Below are 12,186 nucleotides of genomic sequence, written 5' to 3'. Positions count from 1 at the left end.
TGCCGACCCGCATCGCCCCGCAGGTCAGGGCGCGCTCACTCCGGGCGACGGTGGCGGGCCCGGAGCCGGGCGAGGTCGGCGGCGTCCTTCGGGCGGCGTGGCCGGTCCGGCATCCAGACGGGGAACATCTCCTTGAACTGGATCTGCGCGGCAATGGAGACGACCGGCGCGGTCAGGTCGCCGACGCGGCCGGGCGGCGCGTCGAGCATCCCCGCCGGCAGCGGTGTGCCGGCCCACGGCCCGGCGCCCACCACCACCTGCCCCGCCGCGTCCCGGCTCAGGTAGGCGACGCTCAGCTCCACGTCGTCCCGGACGAGTTCGAGCTGCACGTCGACCGGCAGCCGGGGGTCGACCCGCCAGCCCCGTCCGCCCAGCGCCTCGGCGAGCCGGTCGGCGTCGTCGCGCCAGCAGTACCAGTCGACGTCGACGTGCGGCCGGGTCACCTCGCCGAGGGTGAAGTCCATCGCCCACCCGCCCCGTAGCCACAGCGCGACGCCGGCCGTGCGGGCCGCCGCGACCGTCTCCGCGATCGCCGCGAGCTGCCGCGCTGCCAGCCCGTCCCGCCCACCCCGCTCGCCGTCCCCGCCCACGCCGCGACGGTAGCGCCCGATGCGTGCCCCGGCGAGAGGGTTAGGAAGGGGCCCTTCCTCTACAGAAAGCGTTAACAGGGGGCCCTTCCTTGCAACTCCAGTGGGTGGGGAGGGTGGCGTCCGTGGGGAGGCGGCGCAGGGCGGCCCGGTCGCCGTACAACGCCCAGCGCAGGAAGTCCGTGGTGGTGGCGAGCACCTGGGCGAAGCCGGGGCGGCCCGGGGTCAGGTAGCTGCCGTGATCGCCCCCGGTGACGGTGAGGAACCCGGCCGGGCCGGGCGTGCGGGCGTACGCGGCCCGGCCGACGGTAACCCCGACGACCGGGTCGGCGTCGCCGTGCACGAACAGCACCGGCGCGGTCGGCCCGGCGAACGCCCCGGCCAGGCCGCCCCCGGCGAGCACGATGCCCGCCCGCAGCCGGGGCGGGTGCCCGGAGGTGAGCATCCCGGCGGTGGTGAAGCCGCCCGCCGAGTGGCCGGCGGCGGCGAACCGGGCGACGTCCAGGTGCCCGGCGAGCGGGTCGCCCCGGCGGGTGTCGAGGCGCACCAGGTGCCGGATCAGCCGCCACCCGTCGGCCGGCTGGTGGCGTACGTCGGCGCGGGTGAACCGGGCCGCCCCGCGCCGGGTGTGCGGATACGCGGGCGCGGCGACCACGAAGCCGGCGGCGGCCCACCGGCTGGTCAGCGGGGCGTGCAGGGCGGGCAGGCTGTCCAGCCCGTGGCTGAAGATGACGACGGGGAACCGGCCGGGGGCCACCGCGCCCCGGGCGGCCGGATACCAGACGGTCACCGGCAGCGGGCGCGCGCCGCCCGGGTCGAGGGTGAAGTTGTGCACCCCGACCGGGTACGTCGTCGCCGGGGCGGGGCCGGCCGACGGGGCGCCGCGGGACCCCGGGGCGGCGGTGGCCGTGCCGCAGCCGGCCAGCAGCGCCGTCATCGTCGCGGCGACCAGCCGGCGTACCCACACGCCCTCACGGTAGGCGGCCGGCGGCGCCCGGCGGCCCCGCCGTCCGGACCGGTGGGCGACGCCACCCGGTCGGGGTGGCTCCGCCGATCCGGCGGTCCTGCGGCGTGCCGCCGGGTAGGGCGGGCGCGGGGTGGACCGTCTTGGCTAGGGTCTGGCCATGTCTGACAAGTACGTGGACCCGAGCGGCAACACAGAGCAGTTCCGGGCGTTCGCCCACGCGCCGGAGGGCGCCGCCCCGGCCGCCCCGGCGTCCCGGGTTCCGCTGGTCGCCGGAATCGCGGTGGCCGTGGTGCTGCTGGTCGCCGTCGTCGCCTGGCTCGCGCTGGGCTGAAGCCCGGCGGAGACGGGCTGGGCTGCAGCCTGGCGGAGGCTGGGCCGTGCTGACCGCCTCAGCCCGTGGCCTCGGCCACCGCGCGGGCCTCGCGCGCGATCTCGCGTTCCTCGTCGGTGCCGACGACGCAGACGGCGACCTCCGCGCCCGCCGGGGAGATCACCCGGTCGCCGGTGCCGTCGTTGTGCGCCGGGTCGACGGCGATGCCGAGCCGCTCCAGGCCGGCCAGCGCGGCGGCCCGCACCGGCGCCGCGTGCTCGCCCACCCCGGCCGTGAAGGTGACCGCGTCCACCCGGCCGAGCAGCGCGTAGTACGCCCCGACGTAGCCGGTGATCCGGCGGGTGTAGACGTCGAACGCGAGCGCGGCGGCCGGGTCACCGGCGGCGCGGCGGGCCAGCACCTCGCGCATGTCGTTGACCCCGGCGAGGCCGAGCAGGCCGCTGCGGTGGTTGAGCAGGTCGTCGATCTCGTCGACGCCCATCCCGGCCTCGCGGCGCAGGTGGAAGACGATCGTCGGGTCGAGGTCGCCGCTGCGGGTGCCCATCACGAGGCCCTCCAGCGGGGACATCCCCATCGAGGTGGCCACGCTGCGCCCGCCCTGCACCGCGCAGGCGCTCGCCCCGTTGCCCAGGTGCAGGGTGATCGTGTTCAGCTCGTCGTACGGCCGGCCCAGCAGCTCGGCGGTGCGCCGGGAGACGTACGCGTGGGAGGTGCCGTGGAAGCCGTACCGGCGGATGTCGTGCCGCCGGGCGGTGTCCCGGTCGATCGCGTAGGTGGCGGCGGCCTCGGGCAGGGTGTGGTGGAACGCGGTGTCGAAGACGGCGACCTGCGGCACCCCGGGCAGCGCCTCGCGGGCGACCCGGATGCCGGCCAGGTTGGCGGGGTTGTGCAGCGGGGCGAGCGGCACGAGTTCCTCGATCGCCGCGAACACGGCGTCGTCGATGAGCACCGGCTCGGTGAAGCGCCGCCCGCCGTGCACCACCCGGTGCCCCACGGCGGTCAGCCCGGCGAGCCCGTCCGGGCCGAGGCGGTCGAGGATCTCCCGGACGGCCGTCTCGTGGTCGGCCGGCCCGCCGCCGGGCTCGCCGACCCGCTCGACGGTGCCCTTCGCCAGGACCTCGTCGCCGGCGTAGAGCCGGTATTTCACCGACGACGAGCCGCAGTTGAGGACGAGCACCCGACTCATGACGACTCCCCGGCGGCGGCCTGGATGGCGGTGATGGCGACGGTGTTGACGATGTCGGGGACGGTCGCGCCCCGGGACAGGTCGTTGACGGGGCGGCGCAGGCCCTGCATGACCGGGCCGACGGCCACCGCACCGGCGGAGCGCTGCACCGCCTTGTACGTGTTGTTGCCCGTGTTGAGGTCGGGGAAGATGAACACGGTGGCCCGCCCGGCGACGGCGCTGTCGGGCAGCTTGGTGGCCGCGACGTGCGGGTCGATCGCGGCGTCGTACTGGATGGGGCCCTCGACCAGCAGCTCCGGCCGCCGCTCGCGCACGAGCCGGGTGGCGGCGGCGACCTTCTCCACGTCGGCCCCGGCCCCGGAGTCCCCGGTGGAGTAGGACAGCATTGCCACCCGGGGTTCGATGCCGAACCGGGCGGCGGTGTCGGCCGAGGAGATGGCGATGTCGGCGAGCTGGGCGGCGTCCGGGTCGGGGTTGACGGCGCAGTCGCCGTAGACGAGCACCCGGTCGGCGAGCAGCATGAAGAACACGCTGGAGGCCACCGACACCCCCGGCACCGTGCGGATGATCTCGAACGCGGGGCGGATGGTCGCGGCGGTGGTGTGGGTGGCCCCGGAGACCATCCCGTCGGCGTGCCCGGTGTGCACCATCATCGTGCCGAAGTAGTTGGGCTGCGCCACGATGTCGTGGGCCAGCTCGGCGGTCATGCCCCGGTGGGCGCGCAGCTTCGCGTACGCCTCGGCGAACTCGTCGCGCCAGGGGCTGGTCGCCGGGTCGACGACGGCCGCCCCGGAGATGTCGACGCCCAGCTCCCGGGTGCGCCGGGCGATGTCGTCGGGGCGGCCGAGCAGGGTCAGGTCGGCCACGCCCCGGCGCAGCAGGATCTCCGCCGCGCGCAGGATCCGCTCCTCCGCGCCCTCGGGCAGCACGAGGCGGCGGCGGTTGGAACGGGCGCGGTCGATCAGGTCGTACTCGAACATCAGCGGGGTGACCCGCGCGGAGCGGCTGACCCGCAGCCGGCGGGCGAGGTCGACGGTGTCGACGCAGTCCTCGAACGCGCCGAGCGCGGCCTCGACCTTGCGCGGGTGGGCCATGCTGGGCCGGCCCTCGATCCGGCTGGACGCGGCGACCGTGTCGTAGCTGTCGCTGCGCACCGAGAGCACCGCGAGCCCGGTGTTGAGCCCCTCGACCAGGCGCATCGCCCTCGGGTCGGGCCGCTCGCCGAGGGTGAGCACCAGCCCGGCCACGGAGACCTGGCCGGCGACGTGCGCGGCGCTGGCCGCCACCAGCAGGTCCGCCCGGTCGGCCGGGGTGATCACCAGCGCGCCCTCGGTGAGGTGGTCCAGCAGCGTCGGCACGTGCGCCGCGCCGACGACGTAGTCGAGCACGTCGCGGCCGAGCGCGGCGTCGTCGCCGGCCAGCAGGGTCGCGCCGAGCGCCGCCGCCACCTCGGCCACCGTCGGCGCCGACACGGCCGGCACCTCCGGGATCGCGTACGCGGGGACGGGCAGCTCGGGCAGCGTCATCGGCCCCGGCACCCGGTTGGCGATCACCGCCAGCACCGTCGCGCCGAGGTCCACCAGATCGTGGTACGCCCCGCGCGCCGCCGCCGCGATCGCCTCCGGCTGCTGCCCGAAGCCGTCGACGACGGGCACCACGACGCTGCCGAACTCGGTGGCCAGCCGGGCGTTGAACGCCAGCTCGCGGGGGCCCGCGCCGTCGCCGCCGTCAGCGAAGTCGCTGCCCACCACGACCACCGCGGGGCAGCGCCGTTCGACGTCGCGGTACCGCTCGACGATCCGGGAGATCAGCTCCTCCCGGCGGCCGTCGGCGACCAGCGCGCCCGCCTCGGCGTAGCTGCAGCCGTGCAGCTCGCCGACCGGGATCTCGATGCGGTAGCGCTCGCCGAGCAGGGCGAGGATCTGGTCGGGCCCCCGCCCGGGGACCAGCGGCCGGAATGCGCCGATCCGTTCGACCTGCCGGGAGAGCAGCTCGGCGAGGCCGAGCGCGATGGTCGACTTGCCCCCGCCGGAACCGACGCTGGTCAGATACACGCTCCGGGCCACGCCCCCACGCTACAAGATCGCGCCCAGGGCCGCCCGGGTCCTTGGACCCGGGCCGGCGGGGGCTGGCCGCCCGTCGCCGAGGTCAGTCGTCGTCGGGGTCGTCCAACCGGGCCAGCCAGGTGGCGAAGCGCTCGATCGGCGTCTCGAACTCGGGGTTCAGGTCCACGAAGTCGCGCAGGCGCTCGCCCAGCCACTCCACGCTCACCTGCTCCTCGCCCCGCCGCTCGACCAGTTCCTCGATGCCACGGTCGGTGAAGTACATCGTGCGTCCTCATCGGTTGTGCCGGCCCGGGGCCGGGTCGTGCGGTCAGGGATGCGAGCGGGGCAGCGCCCGTCGTGGTGACGGACGCTGCCCCGGCGCGCGGCGGTGCGGTCAGGTCACGGGCGGGGCAGTGCCGCCTCGATCAGCGCGTTCTGCTCGACCTCGTGCATCTTCGCCGAGCCGACGGCCGGCGCGGCGGCGGCGGGGCGGGAGATGCGGCGCAGCCGGACCTCGCTGAGGTGCTCCAGCAGGTTGAGCGCGACGAAGCTCCACGCGCCCTGGTTGGCCGGCTCCTCCTGCACCCAGGCGAAGTCCTCGGCGTTCGGGTACTGCGCCAGGGCGGCCCGGATCTCCTCGACGGGCAGCGGGTAGAGCTGCTCCATCCGGACGATCGCGGTGTCGGTGACGCCGCGCTCGGCGCGAGCCTGGAACAGGTCGTAGTAGACCTTGCCCGAGCAGAGCAGCACCCGCTTCACCTGCTCGGCGGGCGGGGCGGCGGTGTCGGCCAGCACCGGGGCGAAGGTGCCCGTGGTGAAGTCCTCCACGCCCGACACGCAGAGCTTGTGCCGCAGCAGCGACTTCGGCGTGAACACCACCAGCGGCTTGCGCTTCGGCGACAGGGCCTGGCGGCGCAGCAGGTGGAAGTAGTTCGCCGGGGTGGTCGGGATGGCCACCCGCATGTTGTCCTCGGCGCAGAGCTGGAGGAACCGCTCCGGGCGGCCGGACGTGTGGTCCGGGCCCTGGCCCTCGTGGCCGTGCGGCAGCAGCAGGGTGACGGCGGAGCGCTGGCCCCACTTCACCTCGCCGGAGGAGATGAACTCGTCGATCACCGACTGCGCGCCGTTGACGAAGTCGCCGAACTGGGCCTCCCAGCAGACCAGCGCGTTGACGTTCTCCACCGAGTAGCCGTACTCGAAGCCCATCGCCGCGTACTCCGACAGCAGGGAGTCGTGCACGAAGAACCGGGACCGCTCGCCGTCGGCGGTGAGCGACTTCAGCGGCAGGTAGTCGTCGCCGGTGCGGGCGTCCACCACCGAGGCGTGCCGCTGCACGAACGTGCCCCGGCGGGAGTCCTGCCCGGCGAGCCGGACGGTGACCCCGTCGTGCAGCAGCGCGCCGAACGCGATGATCTCGCCGTACCCCCAGTCGATGTTGCCCTCGACGGACATCTTCGCCCGCCGGTCGAGCAACTGCTGGATCCGCTTGTGCGGGGTGAAGCCCTCCGGCAGGTGGGTGTGCGCCTCGCCGACGGCCTTGACGACCTCGGCCGTGGTGGCGGTCGCCACCTGCGGCTCCGGCTCCTCCTCGCGGCGCGGCCGGGCCGCCTGCTTCGGCGCGGAGGCGGCGTCGCGGGTGGCCTTGAAGACCCGCTCCAGCTGCGCCTGGTAGTCGCGCAGCAGCTCCTCCGCGTCCTCCACGGTGATGTCGCCCCGGCCGATCAGCTCCTCGGTGTAGAGCTTGCGGACCGACCGCTTCGAGTCGATGATCTTGTACATCTGCGGGTTGGACATCGACGGGTCGTCGCCCTCGTTGTGCCCGCGCCGGCGGTAGCAGACCATGTCGATCACGACGTCCTTGTTGAACGCCTGCCGGTACTCGAACGCGAGCCGGGCGACCCGGACCACGGCCTCGGGGTCGTCGCCGTTGACGTGCAGGATCGGGGCCTCGATCATCCGGGCCACGTCGGTGCTGTAGAGGCTGGACCGGGAGTGCTCGGGGGCGGTGGTGAAGCCCACCTGGTTGTTGACCACCACGTGCACCGTGCCGCCGGTGCGGTAGCCGCGCAGCTGCGACAGGTTGAGCGTCTCGGCGACCACGCCCTGGCCGGCGAAGGCGGCGTCACCGTGCACCGCCAGCGGCAGCACCGTGTAGCCCTCCAGCTTGAGGTCGATCCGGTCCTGCTTGGCCCGGACGATGCCCTCCAGCACCGGGTCGACGGCCTCCAGGTGCGACGGGTTGGCCACCACCGACACCTTGACGGCGTGCTCGCCGTCGGGGGTGGTGAACTTGCCGTTCTGGCCGAGGTGGTATTTCACGTCGCCCGAGCCCTGCGTCGAGCGCGGGTCGAGGTGCCCCTCGAACTCCGAGAAGATCTTCTCGTACGGCTTGCCGACGATGTTGGCCAGCACGTTGAGCCGGCCCCGGTGGGCCATGCCGATGACGACCTCGTCGAGCCCCGCCTCGGCGGAGGACTCCAGCACCTCGCCGAGCAGCGGGATCAGCGACTCGCCGCCCTCCAGCGAGAAGCGCTTCTGGCCCACGTACTTCGTCTGGAGGAAGGTCTCGAACGCCTCGGCGGCGTTGAGCCGGTTGAGCACGTGCTTCTGCTCGTCGGAGCTGGGCTTCTCGTACTTGCGCTCGATCCGTTCCTGGATCCAGCGCCGCTCCTCCGGGTCCTGGATGTGCATGTACTCCACGCCGACCCGGCGGCAGTAGGAGTCGCGCAGCACGCCGAGGATGTCGCGCAGCTTCATCCGCTGCTTGCCGGCGAAGCCGTTGACCGGGAAGACGCGGTCCAGGTCCCACAGGGTCAGCCCGTGCTGGAGGACGTCCAGGTCCGGGTGCTTGCGGATCTTGAACTCCAGCGGGTCGGTGTCGGCCATCAGGTGGCCGCGCACCCGGTACGCGTGGATCAGCTCGTGCACCCGCGCGGTCTTGTTGATCTGGCCCTCGGAGTTGACGGCCACGTCCTGCATCCAGCGCACCGGCTCGTACGGGATGCGCAGCGAGGTGAAGATCTGGTCGTAGAAGCCGTGCTCGCCGAGCAGCAGCTCGTGCATGACCTTGAGGAACTCGCCGGACTGCGCGCCCTGGATGATCCGGTGGTCGTACGTGCTGGTCAGCGTGATGATCTTGCTGACGGCCAGCTCGGCGAGGGTGGCCTCGCTCATCCCCTGGTAGGGCGCCGGGTACTCCATCGCGCCGACGCCGATGATGGCGCTCTGCCCCGTCATCAGGCGCGGGATCGAGTGCACCGTGCCGATGCCGCCCGGGTTGGTCAGCGAGATCGTGGTGCCCGAGTAGTCCTCCATGGTCAGCTCGTTGCGGCGGGCGCGCCGGACCACGTCCTCGTACGCCTGCCAGAACTGCCGGAAGTCCATCGTCTCGCAGCCCTTGATGGACGGCACCACCAGGTTGCGGCTGCCGTCGGGCTTGGCCAGGTCGATCGCGATGCCCAGGTTGACGTGCTCGGGGCGGACCATCGCCGGCTTGCCGTCGACCTCGGCGAAGGAGTTGTTCATCTCCGGGTGCTCGACGAGCGCCCGGACCATCGCGTACCCGATCAGGTGGGTGAAGCTGACCTTGCCGCCGCGCCCCCGGGCGAGGTGGTTGTTGATCACGATGCGGTTGTCCACCAGCAGCTTGGCCGGGACGGCGCGCACGCTCGTCGCGGTCGGCACGCTCAGCGAGGCGTCCATGTTCTGGACGATCTTCGCGGCGACGCCGCGCAGCGGGGTGGTCTGCGGGCCGGACACCGTCGGCTTCGCCGCCGCCTTCGCGGCCGGCTCGGCCTTCGCGGCCTTGGCGGGCGCCGGCTTCGTGGCGGGCTTCGCCGCCGGCTGCGCACCGGACGCGGACGCCTTCGGCGCGGGGGCCTTCGCGGCGGCCGGCTCGGCCTGCGTCGCCGGCTGGGCGACGGTGGCGGCCTCCTGCTGCCCGGCCGGCTCCGGCGCGGCCTTGGCGGCCTTGGCCGCCTGGCCGTCCGGGCGCGCCGTGGCGGCGCCCGGCGCGGGGCGGTAGTCGGCGAAGAAGTCGTGCCAGGCCGAATCGACGCTGCTCGGGTCGGCGAGGTAGCGCTGGTACATCTCCTCGACGAGCCACTCGTTAGGGCCGAAACCCGCCAGTGGGTTCTCCTGCGAAGTCTGCTGGGTCGACACGGCCGGTAATCGCCTCTTTCACGCGGGTTTGTGTGTCACGCGGTGTCCTCCGACGCCCCGATTGCGAGGGGCGGACGGGGGACGGCTCCCAGGCTACGCCGTACGAATACGCTAGGCATTTCCGGCTCGGGCGCGTGGTCGGTTTCACAGAAGATGACACAAGTTCGGTCAGCGCCGCGTGTCCCGTTGACTCCGGCCCGGAACCGTGCCGGCCCCGGGCGCGATCCGTGATCACGCTCCGGGGCCGGTCGCCGACTCCGCGAGGGGTCAGGAGATGTCCCGCCGCCGCATGGTGAGGGTGCCGATCACGCCGGTCACCACGGCGTACCCGATCAGCACCGCCGCACCTGCCCAGCGCGGCGGGTTGCCCGGGATCTGGGTGCCGCTGACCATCAACGACGAGGCCAGCGAGGGCACCAGCACCTGGAGGTTGTTGATCCACTCGCCCCAGCGGGCGGCCAGGATGCTGATCGCGATGGCCGCGCCGATCGAGCCGCCCAGGTAGAGCAGGATGCCGGTGACCGTCGCGCCGATCTGGCTGCGGATCAGCACGCCGATGCCGACGCCCAGCACCGACCAGAGCAGGTACGCCAGCGCGTTGAGCGCCGTCGCCGTCCAGACCGCGCCGTTGCCGAGCTGGGATCCGAGGTCGACGCTGTTGAGCACCAGCACGCCGAGCACCAGGTTGAGCCCGGTGGTGACCAGCCAGAACAGCATCGCCAGCACGGCCGCCGCCACCAGCTTCGCGGTCATCACCGCCGTGCGGTGCGGCACGGTGAGGAACGTGGTGGTCACCGTCTGGTGGAAGAACTCGCTGGTCACCACGATGATGCCGAGCAGCATCACGATGAGCAGCCCGAAGAACTGCCCGTTGGTGTAGATGTTGGCCGCGAGGCTGTCCACGGACTGCGCGGCCGTCACCTGGTCGGCCTGCTCGGCCGGCACGTCGCCGAAGTTGCCGCTGGCCAGCGCGTCGGTCTGCAGCCAGTTGATCAGCGCGGTGAGGGCCCACAGCGGCAGCGAGATGAGGCCGAAGATCCACCACGTGTTGGTGGTGCGGATCTTGAGCAGCTCGGATCGGACGAGGTTCATCGGATGCCCGCCTTTCCGGCCGTCAGCTCCAGGAAGACCCGTTCCAGGTCGGGCCGCTCCGGGGTCAGTTCGTGCAGCTCCACACCGGCGGCCAGCGCGGCCTTGCCGATGGCCGGGGCGTCCGCCCCGGTGACCAGCAGCACGCCGTGCTCGCCGGTCTCCACCGTCGCCGACTGCGCGCGCAGCGCCGCGACCAGCTCGTCGGCCTGCGGGGTGCGCACCCGCACCCGGCCGCCGCCCTGCGCCATCGAGCCGAGCACCTGCTCGACCGGCCCCTGCCGGACCAGCTTGCCGGCCGCGATGATCACGACGTCGTCGGCGAGCAGCTGCATCTCCGACAGCAGGTGGCTGGAGACCAGCACCGTGCGGCCCTCGTGGGCCAGCCCCTTGAGGAAGCCGCGCATCCACCGGATGCCCTCGGGGTCGAGCCCGTTCGCCGGCTCGTCGAGGATCAGCACCCGGGGGTCGCCGAGCATCGCGGCGGCGATGCCGAGGCGCTGCTTCATGCCCAGCGAGTAGCCCTTGAACTTGCGCTTCGCCGCCGGGGTGAGCCCGACCAGGGCGAGCGCCTCGTCGGCGCGCGACTTCGGCAGGCCGGCCGCCGCGCAGATCACCCGCAGGTGGTTGATCCCGGTGCGGCCCTTGTGCGCGCTGGACGCCTCCAGCACCGCGCCGACGTGGCGCAGCGGGTCGGTCAGGTCCGCGTACCGCTGGCCGCCGATGGTCGCCGTGCCTCCCGTCGGGGTGACCAGGTTCAGCAGCATGCGCAGCGTGGTGGTCTTACCGGCGCCGTTCGGGCCGAGGAAGCCGGTGACCCGCCCCGGTTCGACCGTGAACGACAGATTGTCGACCGCCCGGACGTTCTTGTACTGCTTCGTCAGGCCGGACACCACGATCTGACCGCTGCCGGTTGTGGGGCTTCGCTGCCCGTCAGACATCTTTCTCCTCCCGTGCACGGCGCGCGGAGCGCGCCGAGGTGTGCGGCGCTGTTGCGGACGCGCCGTGGCACAGCCTGGCAAGGCCGCGCAACCAGGTCAATCAGGCGCGACACCTACCTCCGCCTCCACCTCAGGCAGGAGCCGGTCCTCCCCAGGAACGAGATCGTCCCGCCCGGGGTCCCGCCCCTCGACCCGCCGGTCACGCCTCCGACAGGGCGATCCAGGCGGCCAGGGCCCGGCCCAGCAGCCGGCCGTCCGGGGCGTACAGGCTGGTCCGGACCACCACCTTGCGCCCCCACACGCCGTCGGCCACGCCCGTCACCACGCACTCGTCGCCCGGCGCCGGCAGCCCGTCCAGCACGGCGGTCATCCGGCCCAGCACGTACGGCCGGCCCGGGCCGATCACCGCCCAGCCGCCGGGGCAGTCCAGCGCCGCCCATACCGTAGCCGCGCCCACCTCGGCCGGTGCGGTGAACGGGGCGGCGGTCCGCCCGTCGGGCAGACGACCGGGGAAGATCCGCAGCCCGTCGGCCCGGCCGGGCCCGCAGACGAAGCAGCCGGGGAACGGGTGGTCCACCAGACCCGGGTACGCCGCCGAGGCGGCCCGTGCCGTGTCGAGGTCCACCGGGGGCACCGCTTCCGGCGCCTCGTCGACGCCGCGCACCTGGGCGATCAGCCGGCCGTCCGGGTCGTGCACCTCGCCGCCGCCGAGGGCCAGCGGGGTCTCCAGCGGCGGCGGCTGCCGCAACGTCACCTCGACGGCGCCGCCGAGCCCGGACGCGGCGGCGAAGACGCCGGCGCACCAGCCGCCGTTGCCCGACCCGGGCGGTCCGTTGTATCTCGCGGGGATGATCACGCGCACCTCCTCCGCGCAGCCTC

Annotated in this window: 10 protein-coding genes; 1 reads left to right on the top strand and 9 read right to left on the bottom strand. The window is 73.6% G+C overall.

Annotation, left to right across the window (positions count from 1 at the left end; translation table 11 throughout):
* Positions 1-35 precede the first annotated feature (35 nt).
* Together ACVMYR_RS11285 and ACVMYR_RS11280 are read right to left on the bottom strand one after the other, a co-directional pair.
* Positions 36-590, bottom strand: coding sequence for a nucleotidyltransferase domain-containing protein (locus tag ACVMYR_RS11285; RefSeq protein WP_457121792.1), 555 nt, complete (start codon positions 588-590; stop codon positions 36-38).
* 40 nt (positions 591-630) lie between these two features.
* The gene (locus ACVMYR_RS11280; RefSeq protein ID WP_457122042.1) at positions 631-1,524 is read right to left on the bottom strand and encodes an alpha/beta hydrolase family protein; all 894 of its coding nucleotides are present in this window, start codon (positions 1,522-1,524) and stop codon (positions 631-633) included.
* A gap of 187 nt (positions 1,525-1,711) precedes the next feature.
* Here ACVMYR_RS11280 and ACVMYR_RS11275 point away from each other — a divergent pair, with 187 nt between their 5' ends.
* Positions 1,712-1,885 carry a hypothetical protein gene (locus tag ACVMYR_RS11275; RefSeq protein WP_199486103.1) on the top strand — a complete coding sequence of 58 codons (174 nt, stop codon included), beginning with the start codon at positions 1,712-1,714 and terminating at the stop codon, positions 1,883-1,885.
* A 58-nt stretch (positions 1,886-1,943) separates the two neighbouring features.
* On the opposite strand, the gene ACVMYR_RS11270 is transcribed toward ACVMYR_RS11275, so the two are convergent.
* From ACVMYR_RS11270 to ACVMYR_RS11240, 7 genes are all read right to left on the bottom strand, one after another.
* Positions 1,944-3,071 (bottom strand): acetate kinase, encoded by a 1,128-nt coding sequence (locus ACVMYR_RS11270; protein ID WP_457121791.1) that lies wholly within the window; start codon positions 3,069-3,071, stop codon positions 1,944-1,946.
* Positions 3,068-5,137: a phosphate acetyltransferase gene (gene pta / locus ACVMYR_RS11265; RefSeq protein ID WP_457121790.1), complete on the bottom strand. Its 2,070-nt coding sequence runs from the start codon at positions 5,135-5,137 to the stop codon at positions 3,068-3,070. Before pta ends, ACVMYR_RS11270 begins: the two co-directional genes overlap by 4 nt.
* 82 nt (positions 5,138-5,219) lie before the next feature.
* Complete coding sequence (locus ACVMYR_RS11260) at positions 5,220-5,399, bottom strand: DUF6104 family protein (RefSeq protein WP_007072780.1); 180 nt, start codon at positions 5,397-5,399, stop codon at positions 5,220-5,222.
* A 116-nt stretch (positions 5,400-5,515) separates the two neighbouring features.
* Positions 5,516-9,277 carry a multifunctional oxoglutarate decarboxylase/oxoglutarate dehydrogenase thiamine pyrophosphate-binding subunit/dihydrolipoyllysine-residue succinyltransferase subunit gene (locus ACVMYR_RS11255; protein WP_457121789.1) on the bottom strand — a complete coding sequence of 1,254 codons (3,762 nt, stop codon included), beginning with the start codon at positions 9,275-9,277 and terminating at the stop codon, positions 5,516-5,518.
* A gap of 267 nt (positions 9,278-9,544) precedes the next feature.
* A complete protein-coding gene (locus ACVMYR_RS11250) occupies positions 9,545-10,369 on the bottom strand; it encodes an ABC transporter permease (protein ID WP_077938478.1) in 825 nt (274 codons plus the stop codon).
* Entirely contained in the window at positions 10,366-11,307 is a 942-nt protein-coding gene (locus ACVMYR_RS11245; protein WP_043965934.1) for an ABC transporter ATP-binding protein, read from the bottom strand. Before ACVMYR_RS11245 ends, ACVMYR_RS11250 begins: the two co-directional genes overlap by 4 nt.
* Before the next feature lie 199 nt (positions 11,308-11,506).
* Positions 11,507-12,163: a hypothetical protein gene (locus ACVMYR_RS11240; protein ID WP_457121788.1), complete on the bottom strand. Its 657-nt coding sequence runs from the start codon at positions 12,161-12,163 to the stop codon at positions 11,507-11,509.
* Between the last annotated feature and the right edge of the window lie 23 nt (positions 12,164-12,186).

Source organism: Micromonospora sp. PTRAS2, from assembly GCF_054052245.1.
The sequence above is the reverse complement of the archived record's forward strand: the minus strand, read 5'-3'. Positions and strand labels throughout refer to the sequence as shown.